We start from the raw sequence: 17999 nt of genomic DNA, 5'->3' as shown, positions 1-17999 counted from the left end.
CCTGCTTCTCCTATTCCAGGGCGATTGCCGACAGCGGCAGGCGCAGCTCGACCAGCGCGCCTTGTTCGAGATTGCGCGCTTCGACGGTGCCGCCCAGCGTGCGAATGACATTCACGACCAGGAACAGTCCCAGCCCGCTGCCGGGCCGGCCCTTGCTCGATTGGTAGGGCTTGCCGAATTGCGCCAGCATCGCCGGCGCGAAACCGGGACCGCGGTCGCTTACGGCCAGTTTCAGTACGTCGTCATCGGCCGAAGCCTCCAGCTTGACCCATCGCGGCGAGGCTTCCAGCGCGTTATCGAGCAAATTGAAAATCGTCTGCTTGAGTGCCGATTCAAAGACAACCGGCAGGTCGCTCGGCAAGCGGTCATCGAACTCGAATGCCATCACCGGGCGGTTGCTGCGCCATTCGTCCAGCAGCTCGCCAAGGAAGGCGCGCAGCGTGGTCTTGGCAGACGATTCGCCACGCAGCTCACCGGCCGACAACAGGATGCCGGTGACGATGGTCTTGCAGCGCTGGAGCTGGGTTTGCATCTCTTCGATTTCTTCCTGCAGGATTGCATTCCCGGTAAATTCGGGCATCCGCTTCCAGTCGCCCAGCAGGACCGACATGGTTGCCATTGGCGTGCCCAGTTCATGGGCTGCGCCCGACGCCAGAAGGCCCATGCGCACGATATGGTCTTCCTCCGCCGCGCGCTGGCGCAGGTCGGCCAGGTGCGCGTCGCGTTCGCGCAGGTTGCCCGTGATGCGCTTGATCAAAATAACCAGCAGGCCGGCGTTCAGCAGGAAGCAGATAATCATGCCCACCACATACAGGTGGGCAAACGCGCTTTCATCCTCCAGCAGCAGGGGCAGGGGCTTGGAGAACAGGGCCAGGCCGCCCAGGCAGGCGCCGGTGATGCCGACAATGGTCCAGGCGGCCCAGGCGTCGAGCAGGACTGCCGACAGGATCACCTGCAGCAGGTAGAGGAAGGCGAAGGGATTGGTGGTGCCGCCGCTGAAATGCAGCTGCGCCGTCAGGCTGGCCACGTCGACCAGCAGCGCGAGGAGCATTTCGTTGTTGGTGACGATCGGGTTTTCGTGCCAGCGCAAATGGCTGCCGATATTGAAGGCGATCAGGCAGGCCAGCACCGTCAGCATCTGCGGCATCGGCAGGTTAAGGCCGAGGCCAAGGGTAACGCCGGCGATGGTCGTGATCTGGCCCAGTACCGCTATCCAGCGCAGCCGGATCAGGTACAGCATGTTTTTGTGGCCAGTAGTATCGCCGACGCCCGCCGCGAGGGACAAGGACATCATTCCGCCAGGTTCCGCCGTGTTTTCCGAGTGATTTGCCATGTTCGCCCGATGATCATCAACGCTAGAGCATACCAAGTTAATGCGTATACCAGATGATTATCACGGAAAGCGATCACGGTGAGGCCGCCGACGGGCTGCCCGGCCTGTGGGGCGGGGCTGGCGTCGGCATCGATGAAGTAGGGGGCGACCTGAGACAGGCCGCTGGCCGCGGCCATGGCTTGCACGTCGCGCGAATACCAGCGCTGGCCGGCAGGATCGTTCTTGCGCAGCAGGTCGCCATCGGCCTGGCTCATGCGCAGCAGGCCGGTGACGTCGGCAGCAGCGGTGCCGGAGCCGACGCCCGTCTTGCGGTCGGCGACATAGCCGCGGTTGACGAATACGATGTCGCCGGCGGCGGTTTGCAGCGGCGTCATGACCCAGAAACCGGGGCCGAGCTGGGTGGATGCCTGCACCAGGGTGCTGCGTTCGAGCAGCAGGGTGCCGGCAACTTGCACGTGCCGGTATTCGGCATTGTCGGCCGTGAGGGACGGCCAATCGGAAGGGGAGGGAGCTGCAACAGGAGCTGCGTGCGCCCGCTGGTTGACGCGGGCGATCAGCTCATGCTTCCACTGCATGCGAAACAGCTGCCAGGTCCCGAGCGCCAGGAATACTGCACAGGCGAGCGAGATCCCGGCGGCCCAGAACAGGCGCGCCCGCGGGGAGGCGGTGCGCGCTTGGCTCAAGGCATGTCGTGCATTTGCTGCACGGAGGAGTTGCCGGCCGGACCCATGGACGGCATCATGTTGTGGTTCAGGTGGTACATGACCCAGATCGAACCGGTCAGCACGATGACGACCAGGACGATGGTGAAGATCAGTGCCAGCAAGCTCCAGCCGCCTTCCGAACGCGAGTTCATGTGCAGGAAGTAGATCATGTGAACCACGATCTGCACTGCAGCGAAGCCGAGGATGACGAAGGCGGTGGTGCTCGAATCCTTGATCACGTGGCCCATGACGAGCCAGAACGGAATCGCGGTCAGGATCACCGACAGGATGAAGCCGATCGCATAGCTTTTCAGGCTGCCGTGGTCATGGCCGTCGCCGTGTGCGCCGTGGCCATGGCCGTGTTCGTGGTCGTGGTGTGCGCTCATGGCAGGACTCCCATCAGGTAGACAAAGGTGAAGACGCCGATCCAGATCACGTCCAGGAAGTGCCAGAACATCGACAGGCACATCAGGCGGCGGGTGTTGGCTTCGGTCAGGCCGTGGCGGTTCAGCTGGACCATCAGGGTAACGAGCCAGATCACGCCGAAGGTCACGTGCAGGCCGTGGGTGCCGACCAGCGCGAAGAACGAGGTCAGGAACGCGCTGCGCTGCGGGCCGGCGCCTTCATGGATCAGGTGAACGAACTCGAACATTTCCAGGCTGAGGAAGCCCAGGCCGAACAGGCCGGTGACCGCCAGCCACGCCAGGGTGGTGCCCAGCTTGGCGCGCTGGGACGCCAGCATGGCGAAGCCGTAAGTGATCGACGACAGCAGCAGGAAGCCGGTGTTCAGGGCCACCAGCGGCAGGTCGAACAGCTCGGCGCCGGACGGGCCGCCCGCAAAGTTGCGGCCCAGGACAGCGTAAGCGATGAACAGGACGGCGAAGATCAGGCAATCGCTCATCAGGTAAATCCAGAAGCCCAGCAGGGTGCCGTTCTCCGGGTGGTGTTCACGGACGTGGAACGGCATGTCGTCCTGCGCGCCGTGCGCGCCTGCCTTGGCAGGATCAAGAACCATTTCAGACATTGGCGGCCTCCAGGGTACGGGTGCGCTCGGCTTCGGTCACAACGACTTCTTCGGCCGGGATGTAGTAATCGCGCTTGTAGTTAAAGGTATGGATGATCGCGGCGCCCACGGTGGCCACCAGGCCGAGCACAGCGAAGACCCACATCTGCCAGACCAGGGCGAAGCCGGTCGCGGCGCTCAGGCCGGCGATGACGAAGCCGGCAGCGGTGTTCTTCGGCATGTGGATCGCCACGAAGTCTTTCACCGGGCGCAGGTAGTTCTTGCGCTTCATGTCGGTCCAGGTGTCGTTGTCATACACGCGCGGGGTGAACGCGAAGTTGTAGTCCGGTGGAGGGGACGAGGTCGACCACTCCAGGGTACGGCCATCCCACGGATCGCCGGTCACGTCGCGCAGGGCAGCGCGGCGGCGGAACGACACGTAGAACTGGATCAGCATGGAGCCGATACCGCCGGCGATCAGGACGGCGCCCACGGCAGCCACCTGGAACCAGATCTGCAGCGAAGGATCTTCGAAGTGGCTCATGCGGCGGGTCACGCCCATCAGGCCCAGCACGTACAGCGGCATGAAGGCGAGGTAGAAGCCGACCACCCAGCACCAGAAGGAGACTTTGCCCCAGAACACGTCCAGCTTGTAGCCGAAGGCCTTCGGGAACCAGTAGTTAATCGCAGCGAACACGCCGAACACTACGCCGCCGATGATCACGTTGTGGAAGTGGGCGATCAGGAACAGCGAGTTGTGCAGCACGAAGTCCGCAGGAGGAACAGCCAGCAGCACGCCGGTCATGCCACCGATCACGAAGGTGATCATGAAGGCGATGGTCCACATCATCGGCAGTTCGAAGCGGATGCGGCCGCGGTACATGGTGAACAGCCAGTTGAAGATCTTGGCGCCGGTCGGGATCGAAATGATCATCGTCGTGATGCCGAAGAAGGAGTTCACGCTGGCGCCGGAGCCCATGGTGAAGAAGTGGTGCAGCCATACCAGGTAGGACAGGATGGTGATCACCACGGTCGCGTACACCATCGAGGCGTAGCCGAACAGGCGCTTGCCGGAGAAGGTCGACACGATTTCCGAGAACACGCCGAACACCGGCAGCACCAGGATGTACACCTCAGGGTGGCCCCAGATCCAGATCAGGTTCACGTACAGCATGGAATCGCCGCCGAAATCGCTGGTGAAGAAGTGGGTACCGAAGGTGCGGTCCAGCGACAGCATGGCCAGCACGGCGGTCAGTACAGGGAAGGTCACCACGATCAGCACGTTGGTGCACAGCGAAGTCCAGGTGAAGACAGGCATCTTCATCAGCTTCATGCCTGGCGCGCGCATCTTGACGATGGTCGCGATCAGGTTGACCCCTGAGAGCAATGTCCCGACCCCCGCCACCTGCAGGGACCAGATGTAGTAATCCACCCCGACGTCAGGGCTGGCCAGGATGCCGGACAGCGGCGGGTAAGCCAGCCAGCCGGTTTTCGCGTATTCGCCGACGAACAGCGAGACCATGGTCAGGCCGCCGCCGAATGCGGTCATCCAGAAGGAGAAGTTGTTCAGGAACGGGAAGGCCACGTCGCGCGCGCCGATCTGCAGCGGCACCACGTAGTTCATCAAGCCGGTCACGAAAGGCATCGCCACGAAGAAGATCATGATCACGCCGTGGGCGGTGAAGATCTGGTCGTAGTGGTGCGGAGGCAGGTAGCCCATCTGGTCGCCGAAAGCGATGGCCTGCTGCAGGCGCATCATCAGCGCGTCGGCGAAGCCGCGCAGCAGCATGACCAGGCCCAGGATCATGTACATGATGCCGATTTTCTTGTGGTCGATGCTGGTGACCCAGTCGCGCCACAGCGGGCCCCACAGGCGGTATTTGGTCATGGCGCCCATGACGGCCAGGCCGCCCAGGACCACCATGGTGAAGGTGGCGACCAGGATCGGCTCATGGTACGGGATCGCGTCCAAGCTCAGCCGGCCCAGCAGCGGGTGGAGGGTGGTTTGGTTTTCCATATTCAGTTCTTGCGAGGAGTAGATACGAGGGCGACCTGCTTGGCTTCAGCGTAGGTATCGCTTGGCGTGCAGATGCGCGCTTCCATTTCCTTCTTGGCGGCCACGGCGCGTACACGGGCGGCATCGTCAGCCATGGTCTGGCTGGCGCAGGTCGAACCAGGTTCGACGCAGCGGTTGATGATCGCGGTGTAGAGCGCGTCTTCAACCGCGCCATAACGGCGCACAGGTTCGCGCTCGCTTGGCTTTTCGAGGGCCAGGTAGTCGGCGCGGTTCAGGTTGCCGCCACCAGCCTTGGTCTTGGCGACCCAGGCGTCGAAGTCGGCGGTCGACACGCCGTGGTACTTGAAGCGCATGTGCGAGAAGCCCGCGCCGCTGTAGTTGGCGGAGAAGCCTTCATAGGTGCCCGGCTTGTTCAGCACCGCATTCAGGGTGGTGTCCATGCCCGGCATGGCGTAGATCTGGCCGGCCAGCGCCGGGATGTAGAACGAGTTCATCACAGTCGACGCGGTGATCTTGAAGCGGATCGGGGTGTCGATCGGGGTCACCAGTTCGTTGACGGTGGCGATGCCCTGTTCCGGGTAGATGAACAGCCATTTCCAGTCCATGGCCACCACTTGCACCACCAGCGGCTTGTGGTCGGCTGCCAGCGGACGCTTTTCGTCGATGCGGCTCAGTGGACGGTAAGGATCCAGCAGGTGGGTGCTGATCCAGGTCAGCAGGCCGAGGACGATGATGATCATCAGCGGGGCGCCCCAGATCACCAGTTCGAGCTGGGTCGAGTGGTCCCAGTCCGGGGTATATTTGGCGTTGGTGTTGCCTTTTCGGTAACGCCAAGCGAACAGCACAGTCAGCGCGATCACCGGTACGATGATCAGCAACATGAGCAGGGTCGAGATGGTCACCAGGTGAGCCTGTTGCGAGGCAACGTCACCGGCGGGGTTCATAACGACAGTATTGCAGCCTGTAAGGCAGACGGCTGCGAGGAGGAGAAGTAATATAGGCATGCGCAAGAAACAATGTCCTAAGTCAAGAATCTTTCTATTTTGAGGGGTCTGGACAAGGCGCGAAATTGGACATATTGTCCTACCAGCAGGTTAGATAACAGTAATAAACACCGGTGATATCTCTCAGCCGGTGAGAAACAGGAGACTGAACCATGCAAAGTATGTCCGCACCAGCCCACGGTATTCCGATGCGGCCATCCGATTCGAGCGACCAGCACATTGCACCCGGCGAAATTGCCGTGGGCGTGGTGATTGGCCGGGCTTCCGAATATTTCGACTTTTTTGTTTATGCCATTGCCTCCGTCCTGGTCTTCCCGGCGGTGTTTTTCCCGTTCGCCTCCAAGCTGGACGGGATGCTGTATTCCTTCGTGATCTTCTCATTTGCATTTTTGGCAAGGCCGCTGGGGACGGCGACCTTCATGGCGATCCAGCTGCGGTTCGGGCGCGAAACCAAGCTGACGGCGGCGCTATTCCTGCTGGGCGCCTCGACAGCGGGCATGGCCTTCCTGCCGACCTACGGGCAAAGCGGCCTGGGCGCGCTGGCCCTGCTGGCCATGCTGCGTTTCGGGCAGGGCATTGCCCTGGGCGGCTCCTGGGACGGCCTGCCGTCGCTGCTGGCCCTGAATGCACCGAAAGAGAAGCGCGGCTGGTACGCGATGCTGGGCCAGCTCGGCGCGCCGACCGGCTTCATCATCGCGGCGGGCCTGTTCTCCTTCCTGTTGTCGAGCCTGTCGTCGGAAGACTTCCTCGACTGGGGGTGGCGCTATCCGTTCTACGTCGCTTTCGCGATCAACGTGGTGGCGCTGTTTGCCCGCCTGCGCCTGGTATCCACCAATGAATACGCGCGCCTGCTGGAAGAGCGTGAGTTGCAGCCGACCGATATTGGCGAGTTGTTCAAAACGCAAGGCCGCAACGTGGTGATTGGCGCCCTGGCAGCGCTGGCCAGCTACGCGCTGTTCCACCTGGTGACCGTATTCCCGCTGTCCTGGATTACGCTGTATTCAGAGCGCTCGGTCAGCGAGTTCCTGGTGATCCAGATTGGAGGAGCGTTCATCGCCGCAGCCTGCATCGTCGCCTCGGGCTGGATTGCCGACCGCATCGGCCGCCGCCGCACCCTGGGTTCGCTTGCGGTGCTGATCGGCGTGTTCAGCGGCTTTGTACCGCTGCTGATGCAAGGCGGCGACGCAGGACAGACCGTCTTCATGCTGCTGGGCTTCGCGCTGTTGGGCCTGTCGTATGGCCAGGCAGCCGGCGCCGTGACCGCCAATTTCGAGTCCCGCTTCCGCTATAGCGGCGCAGCGCTGACGTCGGACCTGGCGTGGCTGGTCGGCGCCGCCTTCGCTCCGCTGGTCGCGCTGGGCCTGTCGGCGCACTTCGGCCTGGCCTATGTCAGCCTGTACCTGCTGTCCGGCGCCGCCGGCTCGCTCGCCGCCCTCAGCCTGAACCGCGCGCTGGAGATCAAGGACTAAGATCGCGCGAAACGCCATCCTTGAACGGGCCGCCTAAGGGTGGCCCGTTTGTTTTTGGGCGAATGTCGGGCTTTTGTCGTGGTCGACTGGGCCGAATTCCGTCAAATTCAAGGCTCACGAACGACGAGGTAGACCATGATCCTGAAACAAATCCGAATCAGCCGAAACCTGTCGCAGGAACAATTGGCCCAGATGTCCGGGCTCAACGTGCGCACGATTCAGCGGATCGAAAACGGGCAAAACGCCAGCCTGGAATCATTGAAATGTCTTGCCGCCGTGTTCGAAGTTGATGTTTCGACCTTAAGACAGGAGAAATTCATGATCGACAAGAGCTCGGACCACTGGCGCAAACTGCCAGTCCATTTGAAGTGCTTCTTTTGGTTCAACCTGATGCTGGAGCAGCCAGCACGGCAGGCGGCGCGGCGCGCCCTCATTGCAAGCCATCTCAGCGGCTACCTTGGCTGTCTGGTTGGCCTTTATAGCCCTGCAGGCCTAGTTGGCGGCCTGATCATGCTCGCGAATGCCTACTTGTTTCATCTCATTTTGTGGCAGGGCGACAAATACGGTATCTGGCACGACCAAACGGAGGAGGGGCTTGAGTCGGCGCAATAGGGAATGTCGTCTGCAATATAAGCTTTTGTTCAACGATATAAGGTTTTTTTGAACGAAAGCCTATAATGATCTCAACCCCAATTGCGATAGTCTGGCAAGCCAGGGCGAAACGCCAGCTTTCAAAGTTGGGTAAGACTGACCAAGTGTTTATTTGGCGCGAAGTCGGGGCTTTGGCGACGCTGCCGTGGGGCGCGAATGTGATTGCCCTGAAAACGCATAAGTATGGATTTCGATTGCGGGCAGGGCGCTACCGCATATTGTTCGATTTTGACGGCAGGCTGCGAGTGGTCAGCATTGAAGAAGTGAAGAAGCGCGATGAACAAACCTACTAACGTGCAGATCATAAACGGCCCGGATGGTCGCCCTGCGTTCGCAGTGATCCCTTACGAAGCTTACTTGCGTTCGCGCAAGGACGAAGAAGAGGGGGCAATGCCGCACGAAGTCGTCGGCATGATTGTCCTGAATGGCTGGAGTCCAATTCGCGCCTGGCGCGAGCATCTCGGGGTGACGCAGCAGGAGATGGCTGAGCGGCTCGGCATTTCACAGCCTGCATTCGCACAGCAGGAATCCTCTGCGCGGCCACGCAAAGCTACCCGTGAACGCGTCGCGGCTGCACTTGGCATCTTCCCCGAACAGCTTTGGTTCTGATTAACGGAAGAAGCCGCGCTCTTCTTTTTCGAGGTCGGGGCCGCTCATGGTTTCGCGCACCACGCCCTGGCGGTCCATCATGATGTGCATCATCGAATCCCATACGCCCGATTCCTTGTAGCGGTAGCTCCAGACATTCAGGTCGCGCAGCTGCAGGTAGGTACGCTCGTCTGGCGGGCCGTACAGGCGCAGCAGGTCGGCCTGGGTGGTCACGCCGAGCTGTATCGGCTTGAAGCTGTCGTTGCCGCGTTGCCAAGTGGGTGGGGCGACGGCGCAGGCGCTTAATAATAATGACAAGAATGCAACGCGAAGAGGTGTTTTCATGGCTGATCGTGTGTGGCGGTAGCTTTCGACCCTTATTCCGGTTATACTCCCGTGTCTGGCCATCCGGCCGGATTTTTATATTAAACGTAATTCACGATGTGCAGGGTTCCCAAGACTCCGTGCATCGCATGTGAAAGGTAAGAAAATGACCGTTGAAAACATCAACAAGTCGGCCATCATCGCCGACAACGCTCGTGGCCAAAACGACACCGGCTCCCCAGAAGTGCAAGTTGCTCTGCTGACCGCTCGCATCAACGAACTGAACACCCACTTCAAAGAGCACACCAAGGATCACCACTCCCGTCGTGGCCTGATCAAGATGGTTAACCGTCGTAAGTCCCTGCTGTCCTACCTGAAGAACAAAGACGCAAACCGTTACCGCGACCTGATCGCTAAACTCGGCCTGCGTAAGTAATTCTTGCGTTACCAGGTTTAAACGAGAAATGCCTGCGCCAGTTCGCTGTCGCAGGCATTTTGGTTTTTTAAACCCTTAGTTTTATTGCAGTAAAGCAGTATGGCGGCCTCCTGGCCGTCCGTGGTGAGGTGCTACGACAGCTCCTGAAAATCTGTCGGCTAAAGAGAAAGAGGGATAAACCCATGTTTAACAAAGTAACGAAGACCTTCCAGTACGGCCAACACACCGTGACGCTGGAAACCGGCGAAATCGCTCGCCAGGCATCCGGCGCGGTAATGGTATCGATGGATGACACCGTCGTACTGGCAACCGTGGTGGCGCGTAAAGACGCAAAACCAGGCCAGGACTTCTTCCCACTGACCGTCGACTACCTGGAAAAGACCTACGCAGCGGGCAAGATCCCTGGTGGCTTCTTCAAGCGCGAAGGCCGTCCTTCTGAAAAAGAAACCCTGACTTCCCGCCTGATCGACCGTCCGATCCGTCCTCTGTTCCCAGAGGGCTACATGAACGAAGTCCAGGTGATCGTACACGTGCTGTCCGTGAATCCTGAGATCGATCCGGACATCGCTTCCATGATTGGCGCGTCCGCCGCCCTGTGCGTCTCCGGCGTGCCATTCAACGGCCCGATCGGCGCTGCGCGCGTCGGCTACAAAAACGGCCAGTACATCCTGAACCCGACCGCTTCCCAGCTCAAAGACTCCCAGATGGACCTGGTGGTCGCCGGTACCGAATCCGCCGTGCTGATGGTGGAATCGGAAGCGCAGCAGCTGTCCGAAGAAATCATGCTGGGCGCCGTTGTCTACGGCCACGAGCAGATGAAGGCCGTGATCGACGCAATCCATGAACTGGTGCGCGACGGCGGCAAGCCTGAGCAAGTGTGGACTCCACCTGCCAAGAACGAAGCCCTGATCGGCCGCGTTGCCCACTTCGCTGAAGCGAAGATCAACGCCGCTTACCAGACCAAGGACAAGCAAGCCCGTACCGACAAACTGCGCGCCATGTCGGCCGAAGTGATGGCCGATCTGGCTGCCGAAGCTGCCGCACACGGTGCTGACGCTCCTGACTCGGTCGAAGTCGGCAACATCCTGTTCGAAATGGAAGCGAAGGTTGTTCGTTCCCAGATCCTGCAAGGCGAGCCACGTATCGACGGCCGCGACACCAAGACCGTGCGTCCGATCTCGATCCGCACCTCGGTCCTGCCGCGCACTCACGGTTCCGCCCTGTTCACCCGCGGCGAAACCCAGGCACTGGTCGTAGCGACCCTGGGCACCGCCCGCGATTCGCAGAAGATCGATGCGCTGATGGGCGAGTACACCGACGACTTCATGCTGCACTACAACATGCCTCCGTTCGCCACCGGCGAAACCGGCCGTGTTGGCACGCCTAAGCGCCGCGAAATCGGCCACGGCCGCTTGGCCAAGCGTGCACTGGTTGCTGCTTTGCCGGCACCGGAAGACTTCTCGTACTCCGTGCGCCTGGTGTCGGAAATCACCGAATCCAATGGTTCCTCCTCGATGGCTTCCGTCTGCGGCGGCTGCCTGGCACTGATGGACGCCGGCGTGCCGATGAAAGCACACGTGGCTGGTATCGCCATGGGCCTGATCAAGGAAGGCGGCCGCTTCGCCGTGCTGTCCGACATCCTGGGCGATGAAGACCACCTGGGCGACATGGACTTCAAGGTAGCTGGTACTGCCAACGGCATTACCGCGCTGCAGATGGACATCAAGATCCAGGGCATCACCAAGGAAATCATGCAGGTTGCACTGGCACAGGCCAAAGAAGGCCGCCAGCACATCCTGGGCGAAATGCAGAAGGCCATGCCGACTGTGAAGACCGAACTGTCCGACTTCGCTCCGCGCCTGATCACCATCAAGATCAACCCAGAGAAGATCCGTGACGTGATCGGCAAGGGCGGCGCCGTGATCCGCGCGCTGACCGAAGAAACCGGCACCCAGATCGACATCAGCGACGACGGCATCGTCACCATCGCTTCGGTCGACGCAGCTGCCGGCCAGGAAGCCAAGCGCCGTATCGAAGAACTGACCGCTTCCGTGGAAGTGGGCAAGTGCTACGACGGTACCGTGCTGAAGCTGCTGGACTTCGGCGCCATCGTCCAGGTCATGCCTGGCAAGGACGGCCTGCTGCACATCTCGCAGATCGCCAACGAGCGTGTGAACGCCGTGGCCGACTACCTGAAAGAAGGCCAGCAAGTGCGCGTGAAGGTCCTCGAGACCGACGAGCGTGGCCGCCTGAAACTGTCGATGAAAGCTGCCGCTGAAGAAGCTGCTGCCGCTGCACAGTAATCAGCCAAGCTGACAAGAAAAGCCGCCGGTGCGAAAGCCCGGCGGCTTTTTTGTTACCTTTGGTGAGACTTTGCTTGCATATGGCAAGTTATGATCCTGCGGTCTGACAGGGCAAATTTTATTATCGCATCGACACCACCTTCAAAGGGCGTGCTGGACCTGCTTGTGCCACGTATGACGGAGCTCGGCTACAAATACACGAAAACGGGGCACCGGTTCCGAAGGCCTTTCGCGCATGGCATATTTGAATTCTCTCTCGACTTTGATGCCCGAGCTGGTTTGCTGACAGTTACTCCAGGCTCTTTCGTCCACTTCACCAAGCTTGAGGCGCTGATTTTGTGTTCGATGCCTTGCGCCGGAAGCAACCGGCGTACAGGTACGTCTACGTATCTGGATGGAGGCTCGCGCTGATCCTGGTATTGGTGCGTATGCTGCGCGACGATCCGGCTGAACTTTATGCGATCGCCGATGCCTATGATGCTTATGCTCCGCCGGAGCTTGCCCGCAGATGGATGGCGAAGGTTGACAGCTTCTATCAAGCATCACCTGCCGACTTTCGGCTGGACTAGTCCGCTGTGGAAACTTGGAAGTTGTCAAAAAATATTACAAAGATTCAATCGTGCGCAGGTCGAGCGCTGCTATAATTCCACGCGGAAACTTGCATTATTTGTAACTAGTGAGGGATTGCCGAGTGCAGTCCGAGGAAATTCCGCATGCGTAGCCTGTCGCAAATCTTATCCGAGCTGCCGTTTGGACGGCAAAACAATCGTATCCTGCGCCTGTCGTTCCCCAATAACGACGGCCCGCATTCCCTGCTGCTGGCAAACCGGCTGGAAGCGGACGAGGGCCTGTCGCGCGATTTCGAATATACCGTGGAGGTGCTGGCCGAAGATGCCAGCATTGCGCTGAAGGACGTGCAAGGCAAGCTCGTCACCATTTCGCTGGTGCGCGGCGATGGCAGCATGCGCTACTTCAACGGCTACGTATTCGAATTCCGCCTGGTGAAGACCGATGGCGCCATCGCCTTCTATTCGATGGTCCTGCGGCCCTGGCTGGCCTACCTGAAGCTGCGGCGCGACAATTACCTTTTCCACGGCAAGACCCTGCGCCAGCAGTCGGAAGAGGTCTTTGCCGACTACGGCACGCATCCCGATTGGAGCTGCCGCGTGCAGGGCGCTGACGAGGCCATGACCATGGCCTGCCAGTTCGATGAGACCGATTACAACTACCTGCACCGGCGCTGGGAAGCGGCGGGCTGGCATTATTGGTACGAACATAGTGAACGCGGCCACACGCTGGTGCTGTCGGACGATTCCAGCCAGGCCGCACCGATTGACGGCGGCAATCCTGGCGTGCGTTTCCAGCGCCACGGAGGCGCGGCCGAAGAAGACGGCATCGGCGACTGGTCGCCGGTGCGCAGCATCGTTTCCAGCAAGGTGGCGCTGTCGGCGTTCGACTTCAAACAACCGGTACCAAGCCATGTCGACCTGCCCACGCTGAACCAGCAGGGCGATGTGCTGTCGATGGAGAGCTATGAGTATGCCGGCGCGTACGGCGTGCGGAACCGCAAGGATGCGGAAGCGCTGGCCTTGCTGCGGATGGAGGAAATTGAAAGCCGCGGCAAGCATATCGAGGCCAAGGGCAACAGCCGCTACCTGATGCCGGGCCGCTGGTTCCGCCTTTCCGAGCATTTTTCCGCGCATGCGCACGGCGCTTCGGACGACAAGCTCGAATTCGTGGTGATCAGCGTGCACCATTCCGCCACTAACAACTATCTTCAGCAGTCCGAAGGGATTTCCGAATACAGCAACCAGCTGACCTGCATACGCAAGACGGTGCACTGGCGTCCGGGGCGCGGTTTTAACAGCGAACAGGCCAGGATCCATGGCCCGCAGACCGCCATCGTGGTCGGCCCTTCCGGGCAGGAAGTCCATACCGACGAACATGGCCGCGTGCGCGTGCAGTTCCATTGGGACCGCGTTGGCACGCATGACGAGCAGAGTTCGGCCTGGGTGCGGGTTGCCTCGAGCTGGGCGGGCGGCAATTTTGGCGGCATTTCCTTGCCGCGCATCGGACAGGAAGTCATCGTACAGTGGCTGGACTCGAATCCGGACCGTCCCATCATCACGGGCCGCGTCTATAACGGCGAGAACATGTCGCCCTGGGAACTGCCGCACCAGCATGCGCTGTCCGGCATCCGCAGCCGGGAGCTGAAGGGCGCCGGCGGCGCCGGCGGCCGCAACAACCACCTGCTGATGGACGATACGGCTGGCCAGATCCAGGCCGTGCTGTCCTCCGACCATCACCGCAGCCAGCTTAACCTGGGCTACCTGACGCGCGTGCTCGACACCTCCGGCCGCAAGGACCACCGCGGTGAAGGCTTCGAGCTGCGTACCGATGGCTGGGGCGCAGTGCGCGCCGCCAAGGGCGTGCTGGTCACGGCCTGGGGCCAGCCGGTGCAGGATAGCGGTACTACCCAGCAGGACAATACCGAGGGCGCCGACACCTTGCGCGCCGTGCTGGACAGCGCAACCATGCGCAGCCAGGCGGCCGAGATGGCGACCGAGCAGCGCGGCGAGCAGAAAAACTCGCACCGTGGCCTGAAGAACCAGAAGGCGCTGAACGAAAACGCCTGGTCGCTGACCAAGCCGCTGGTCTTCATTTCCGCGCCGGACGGCGTGGCCGCCAGTACGCCGAAGAGCATCGTGCATGCAGCCGGTGAAGACCTGGGCTGCTACGCCGCGGGCAATGTCGACATGACGTCCGGCGAACAGATGTCGTTCAGCTCGGCCAAGGGCATCCAGCAGCACGTCGAGCGCGGCAGCATGGTGACCGCCATCAGCCACGGCAACCATTACCTGCACGTGCAGGACGGGAAGGTCGAAACCGTGTCGCAAAAAGGCATGGTCTTCGAGGCCAAGACCGGCGATATCGTGCTGAAGACCAAGGGCGGCAGCATCGTCCTGACCGAAAGCGGCGAGATCCTGATCAAGGGCGCCAAGGAAACCCACGAAATCGCCGGCACTCTTGAACTGGGCGCAGCCAAGGTGGTGAACCAGGGCTCGGTGAAGTCGGCGCCGGTGACCGAATTCTGGGGCAAGATGAACGTCGGCAAGTTCAGCCAGCAGGTGGTGCTGCGCGATGCGCTGTACCTGGCGGCGGGGGCGGCGGCCGGCTACGCCTACAAGATCCTGGCGAAGGATGGCTCCGTGCTGCAGTCCGGCAAGCTGGATGAGGAAGGCAAGACGGCGCGCGTGTTCACCGAGGACATGGAGGAACTGCAGGTCGAGATCGACCGCAATAACGGTAAGTGGGAATTCCTGGAAGACGTCAAGCACGACCCTGAGATGGACGAGGAAGTAGATGATGCGTTGACCGAGAAGGTAAAGACGCCGGTTGGTGTTGGCGTGCTGGCGTCGAAGACGCAGATTTCGGTGGAACATGCGAAAAAGCTGTTCATGCCTGACGGCGAAATCGATATCCGCGCCGAAGCGCTGGCGCTGCTGGGCCAGAAGATCGGCATGCCGCCTTCGACCATCGTGCACATCCTGAAGCGCAGCGACAATATGAAGGATGCGGTTATTGGACTCGGCACGGAGCGCATGGTGCAGGCGGCGCAGGAAGGCTTGGTCGACCTGGTCGAACGCAAGGTCAACCATTCAGCCGCGAGGCTGGTGGCCATGGTCACGCGCGACTGGCGCGGCGATGGCGAACTGCCGCGCGACGTGTCGTCGATCTTCGAAGAAGCCGCCGCCAAGCGCGTGCGCGACATGGCCAAAGTGATGGAGCGCGCCACGTCCGGCTGCTTCGGCATTGACGACGACCTCGATGCGTTGTCGCTGTCCGACCTTGACCTGATTGAGCTGGACGCGCCGCCAGCCGATTTGCGTCCGGAAGAAGACGCACCAAATTCAATTCCACCTGTTCGTGAGGCCTCATAATGAAAAACAATTTGATCCTGGGTTTGTTGTTGTCCGCCTGCCTGGTACAGGCCGCGCTGGCCGAATCCAAGCCGGCGTTGCGCCAGCGCGTCGCGGCGCTGCAGTGCGTTGACCGCAAGATCGAGCTGAAAGCAAGCTGCTACAAGGAAGTGGGCTATCCTGGCTTGTCCTGCACCAGCCAGCGCCTGAGCATTAGCGACGGCGCCAGCGGGCGTGAGCTCGGCGGCCAGTCATTCAAGGCGGAGCCGTTGCAGACTGGCGATTCCTATCCAATCATCGCTGACAAGGTCGGTGATGTCGTCTGTGCCGAAACGCCCGCCAAAGAGAAAGTCATCGTGGTTTCGATGTCGAACGGCGGCAATTGCGCGCAATGCGAATGGGCCGACGTGTATAGCTGGGACGGCAACCTGATCGGCTCCAATCGCGACAAGAAAAAGAACCCCGCGGTGGGCGAAGCGGTGAAAACCGCCTTCGACAAGAAAGTGAAGAAGATAGGGCAGGGCAGCCTGTTCGACGTTTATATCGAGAGTGCGTTGAATGGCCATTGATTACAACGTCTTTTACACCCAGAAGAAGGGCGCGGCGTACAAAGACGAGCAAGTGAAGTCGTACTCGCATTACAAGGAGCCGGTCGACCACAGCCCGGGCAGGCTGGCCGGTAATTCCCGCATCTGGGGCGATGCATCGCTTGCCGTGCAAAAGCAGGTGATTGACAAGCTGATCGCCGCTGCCAAGGCCAAAGGCCTGAACGTGCGCCGCACGGCTTTGCTGCTGGCGACGGCTAAAATCGAATCGGGCTTCAATCCAGATGCCGCTGCCGGCACTACCTCGGCCAGCAGCCTGGGCCAGTTCGTCAACAAAACCGGCAACTTCTATGGCCTGGATAATAGCAATCGATTCGACACGAATGCCAACGTCAAGGCCTTGTTGGAGCATTTCCTTGACAACGAGGCGCTGGCCAAGAAGCGGAAGAAGCCTGATGTCTGGTGCTACAAATACCACCATGATGGCCCGAGCGGCAATTATGGCGGAGAAGGCCTGGCTACCGGAAAATTTGCCAAGCTGGCCGATCTCTACGAAAAGGCGCTCGACGTCGGCCATGCGCTGAGCATTGTCGACGCAGCCGGCAGTCCGATTGCCGATGCGACCATTCGGGTGGAGCAGAACGGCAAGTCGAAGATCATGAAGTCCAACGAGCATGGCTTGCTGCCGACCTTCCTTGCGTCGCCTGACTTCGGGCCGCTGACCGTCTTCATCCAGAAAACGACCGACGAGTTCAAGGAACTCGGCCAGCTTGCGATCGACAAACTGAACTCCAGCTGGACGATCGTCGCGCCGAAAGAGCGCGTACCGGTGAAGACTCACTTGCACGAGGACAAGGCTGCAGCGCCCAAGACTCCAGGCATGCACGAGGTGAAAAAGGGCCAGACGCTTTCGTCCATCGCGCGCCTTTACGGCACGACCTACCAGGTCCTGGCCAAGATGAACAACATCGACAAACCATACCTGCTGCATCCTCACCAGATGCTGAAAGTACCTGATACTAAAGGCAAGCCGGCGCAGCAGCATGCCAAGCCAGCACAACCGGCAGCGCCAGCAGCGGCGGCATCTGCACCGACGAAGCCGGCCGGCTCTGCCGGTGCAACGGGCGGTGCGCAAGCAGCGGCTTCCAATAAGCCCGCTACCCCTCCGGCCGCGGCGTCGCCGGCTGCAACCAAGCCGGTCGTGAAAGAAGATCGTAGCGCTGAATCAAAGCATCCGGAAGCGACCGTCACCAAACCGGCAGCATCGAGCAGGATTGAGATTGCAATTGCTCATGCCATGAAACATAAGCATCCTAAATCCATCCACTACTGCTTGATGTATGTGAAAAGAGCTCTGGTGGCCGCAGGGTACTTCAAGTACCCAAGTTGCGAGCATGCCAAGGACTTTGGGCCGGTTCTTGCAAAGAATGGCTTCAAGAATCTGTTAGAAACGACGCCGGGAATCAATCTTAAAACCGCGCCGTACGGCTCGATAGTCATATATGCCCCAATTGAGAAGCAGGTTACCAGCGCTGGCAAAGTAATCTCCGGGCATATCGAGATCAAGCATGCGGGAGGTTTCGTCAGCGACTTTAATGAAATTGACCCATGCTATCGTACGGATTACATCACGATGGTTTCGCCTGTGAGCGGCAGTTACAAGGTCCGGTTCAAGGTAACGGGAATTTGGTATTTGGAGTAA

The 17999-nt window shown here is 60.4% G+C and carries 17 protein-coding genes; 10 read left to right on the top strand and 7 right to left on the bottom strand.

What is annotated here, in order from left to right; all coding sequences use genetic code 11:
• Nucleotides 1–10: 10 nt before the first annotated feature.
• The 6 genes from ACN9MW_RS22565 to cyoA are packed head-to-tail and all read right to left on the bottom strand — an operon-like array spanning nt 11 to nt 6001.
• Nucleotides 11–1294 carry an ATP-binding protein gene (locus ACN9MW_RS22565; protein WP_426162880.1) on the bottom strand — a complete coding sequence of 428 codons (1284 nt, stop codon included), beginning with the start codon at nt 1292–1294 and terminating at the stop codon, nt 11–13.
• The gene (locus tag ACN9MW_RS22560) at nt 1291–2016 is read right to left on the bottom strand and encodes an SURF1 family protein (protein WP_426162878.1); all 726 of its coding nucleotides are present in this window, start codon (nt 2014–2016) and stop codon (nt 1291–1293) included. Before ACN9MW_RS22560 ends, ACN9MW_RS22565 begins: the two co-directional genes overlap by 4 nt.
• Complete coding sequence (gene cyoD / locus ACN9MW_RS22555; protein WP_426162876.1) at nt 2013–2423, bottom strand: cytochrome o ubiquinol oxidase subunit IV; 411 nt, start codon at nt 2421–2423, stop codon at nt 2013–2015. The genes ACN9MW_RS22560 and cyoD overlap by 4 nt, the downstream gene beginning before the upstream one ends.
• Nucleotides 2420–3004, bottom strand: coding sequence for a cytochrome o ubiquinol oxidase subunit III (gene cyoC / locus ACN9MW_RS22550; protein WP_426172271.1), 585 nt, complete (start codon nt 3002–3004; stop codon nt 2420–2422). The genes cyoD and cyoC overlap by 4 nt, the downstream gene beginning before the upstream one ends.
• Before the next feature lie 49 nt (nt 3005–3053).
• Nucleotides 3054–5057 carry a cytochrome o ubiquinol oxidase subunit I gene (gene cyoB / locus ACN9MW_RS22545; protein ID WP_426162874.1) on the bottom strand — a complete coding sequence of 668 codons (2004 nt, stop codon included), beginning with the start codon at nt 5055–5057 and terminating at the stop codon, nt 3054–3056.
• 2 nt (nt 5058–5059) lie between these two features.
• Nucleotides 5060–6001 carry a ubiquinol oxidase subunit II gene (gene cyoA, locus ACN9MW_RS22540; protein ID WP_426162872.1) on the bottom strand — a complete coding sequence of 314 codons (942 nt, stop codon included), beginning with the start codon at nt 5999–6001 and terminating at the stop codon, nt 5060–5062.
• 221 nt (nt 6002–6222) lie between these two features.
• Between cyoA and ACN9MW_RS22535 the strand changes: the two genes are divergently transcribed.
• The 4 genes from ACN9MW_RS22535 (at nt 6223) to ACN9MW_RS22520 (ending at nt 8790) form a co-directional block, all read left to right on the top strand.
• Nucleotides 6223–7530 carry an MFS transporter gene (locus ACN9MW_RS22535; RefSeq protein ID WP_426172270.1) on the top strand — a complete coding sequence of 436 codons (1308 nt, stop codon included), beginning with the start codon at nt 6223–6225 and terminating at the stop codon, nt 7528–7530.
• Between the two features lie 135 nt (nt 7531–7665).
• Nucleotides 7666–8142 carry a helix-turn-helix domain-containing protein gene (locus ACN9MW_RS22530; protein WP_426162870.1) on the top strand — a complete coding sequence of 159 codons (477 nt, stop codon included), beginning with the start codon at nt 7666–7668 and terminating at the stop codon, nt 8140–8142.
• 65 nt (nt 8143–8207) lie between these two features.
• Nucleotides 8208–8474 carry a type II toxin-antitoxin system RelE family toxin gene (locus ACN9MW_RS22525; protein ID WP_426162868.1) on the top strand — a complete coding sequence of 89 codons (267 nt, stop codon included), beginning with the start codon at nt 8208–8210 and terminating at the stop codon, nt 8472–8474.
• On the top strand, nt 8458–8790 hold the full coding sequence (locus ACN9MW_RS22520; protein WP_426162866.1) for a helix-turn-helix domain-containing protein: 333 nt from the start codon (nt 8458–8460) through the stop codon (nt 8788–8790). The genes ACN9MW_RS22525 and ACN9MW_RS22520 overlap by 17 nt, the downstream gene beginning before the upstream one ends.
• Here the strand turns inward: ACN9MW_RS22520 and ACN9MW_RS22515 are convergent, their stop codons facing one another.
• The gene (locus ACN9MW_RS22515) at nt 8791–9114 is read right to left on the bottom strand and encodes a hypothetical protein (RefSeq protein ID WP_426162864.1); all 324 of its coding nucleotides are present in this window, start codon (nt 9112–9114) and stop codon (nt 8791–8793) included.
• Between the two features lie 145 nt (nt 9115–9259).
• On the opposite strand from ACN9MW_RS22515, the gene rpsO reads away from it, so the two are divergent.
• The 6 genes from rpsO to ACN9MW_RS22485 all read left to right on the top strand — a co-directional run bounded on the left by rpsO (nt 9260) and on the right by ACN9MW_RS22485 (nt 17999).
• Nucleotides 9260–9529: a 30S ribosomal protein S15 gene (gene rpsO, locus ACN9MW_RS22510; RefSeq protein ID WP_130311226.1), complete on the top strand. Its 270-nt coding sequence runs from the start codon at nt 9260–9262 to the stop codon at nt 9527–9529.
• Between the two features lie 182 nt (nt 9530–9711).
• Nucleotides 9712–11832 carry a polyribonucleotide nucleotidyltransferase gene (pnp, locus tag ACN9MW_RS22505; RefSeq protein WP_426162862.1) on the top strand — a complete coding sequence of 707 codons (2121 nt, stop codon included), beginning with the start codon at nt 9712–9714 and terminating at the stop codon, nt 11830–11832.
• Between the two features lie 428 nt (nt 11833–12260).
• Nucleotides 12261–12401, top strand: a complete 141-nt coding sequence (locus tag ACN9MW_RS22500) for a hypothetical protein (protein ID WP_426162860.1) — start codon at nt 12261–12263, stop codon at nt 12399–12401.
• Nucleotides 12402–12545: 144 nt separating this feature from the next.
• Nucleotides 12546–15773, top strand: coding sequence for a type VI secretion system Vgr family protein (locus tag ACN9MW_RS22495; RefSeq protein ID WP_426162858.1), 3228 nt, complete (start codon nt 12546–12548; stop codon nt 15771–15773).
• Complete coding sequence (locus ACN9MW_RS22490) at nt 15773–16321, top strand: hypothetical protein (protein ID WP_426162856.1); 549 nt, start codon at nt 15773–15775, stop codon at nt 16319–16321. Before ACN9MW_RS22495 ends, ACN9MW_RS22490 begins: the two co-directional genes overlap by 1 nt.
• Nucleotides 16311–17999 carry a LysM peptidoglycan-binding domain-containing protein gene (locus ACN9MW_RS22485; protein ID WP_426162854.1) on the top strand — a complete coding sequence of 563 codons (1689 nt, stop codon included), beginning with the start codon at nt 16311–16313 and terminating at the stop codon, nt 17997–17999. The genes ACN9MW_RS22490 and ACN9MW_RS22485 overlap by 11 nt, the downstream gene beginning before the upstream one ends.

This window comes from Pseudoduganella sp. R-34 (assembly GCF_049904655.1).
Taxonomy (GTDB): Bacteria; Pseudomonadota; Gammaproteobacteria; order Burkholderiales; family Burkholderiaceae_D; genus Rugamonas.
The sequence above is the reverse complement of the archived record's forward strand: the minus strand, read 5'-3'. Positions and strand labels throughout refer to the sequence as shown.

What these genes read in the sequence shown, in the direction of transcription:
- ACN9MW_RS22565 (WP_426162880.1), bottom strand. Translation starts at nt 1,294, where the DNA reads ATGATGTCCTTGTCCCTCGCGGCGGGCGTCGGCGATACTACTGGCCAC.
- cyoD (WP_426162876.1), bottom strand. Translation starts at nt 2,423, where the DNA reads ATGAGCGCACACCACGACCACGAACACGGCCATGGCCACGGCGCACAC.
- cyoC (WP_426172271.1), bottom strand. Translation starts at nt 3,004, where the DNA reads ATGCCGTTCCACGTCCGTGAACACCACCCGGAGAACGGCACCCTGCTG.
- cyoB (WP_426162874.1), bottom strand. Translation starts at nt 5,057, where the DNA reads ATGGAAAACCAAACCACCCTCCACCCGCTGCTGGGCCGGCTGAGCTTG.
- cyoA (WP_426162872.1), bottom strand. Translation starts at nt 6,001, where the DNA reads ATGAACCCCGCCGGTGACGTTGCCTCGCAACAGGCTCACCTGGTGACC.
- ACN9MW_RS22535 (WP_426172270.1), top strand. Translation starts at nt 6,223, where the DNA reads ATGTCCGCACCAGCCCACGGTATTCCGATGCGGCCATCCGATTCGAGC.
- ACN9MW_RS22530 (WP_426162870.1), top strand. Translation starts at nt 7,666, where the DNA reads ATGATCCTGAAACAAATCCGAATCAGCCGAAACCTGTCGCAGGAACAA.
- ACN9MW_RS22525 (WP_426162868.1), top strand. Translation starts at nt 8,208, where the DNA reads ATGATCTCAACCCCAATTGCGATAGTCTGGCAAGCCAGGGCGAAACGC.
- ACN9MW_RS22520 (WP_426162866.1), top strand. Translation starts at nt 8,458, where the DNA reads ATGAACAAACCTACTAACGTGCAGATCATAAACGGCCCGGATGGTCGC.
- ACN9MW_RS22515 (WP_426162864.1), bottom strand. Translation starts at nt 9,114, where the DNA reads ATGAAAACACCTCTTCGCGTTGCATTCTTGTCATTATTATTAAGCGCC.
- rpsO (WP_130311226.1), top strand. Translation starts at nt 9,260, where the DNA reads ATGACCGTTGAAAACATCAACAAGTCGGCCATCATCGCCGACAACGCT.
- pnp (WP_426162862.1), top strand. Translation starts at nt 9,712, where the DNA reads ATGTTTAACAAAGTAACGAAGACCTTCCAGTACGGCCAACACACCGTG.
- ACN9MW_RS22500 (WP_426162860.1), top strand. Translation starts at nt 12,261, where the DNA reads ATGCTGCGCGACGATCCGGCTGAACTTTATGCGATCGCCGATGCCTAT.
- ACN9MW_RS22495 (WP_426162858.1), top strand. Translation starts at nt 12,546, where the DNA reads ATGCGTAGCCTGTCGCAAATCTTATCCGAGCTGCCGTTTGGACGGCAA.
- ACN9MW_RS22490 (WP_426162856.1), top strand. Translation starts at nt 15,773, where the DNA reads ATGAAAAACAATTTGATCCTGGGTTTGTTGTTGTCCGCCTGCCTGGTA.
- ACN9MW_RS22485 (WP_426162854.1), top strand. Translation starts at nt 16,311, where the DNA reads ATGGCCATTGATTACAACGTCTTTTACACCCAGAAGAAGGGCGCGGCG.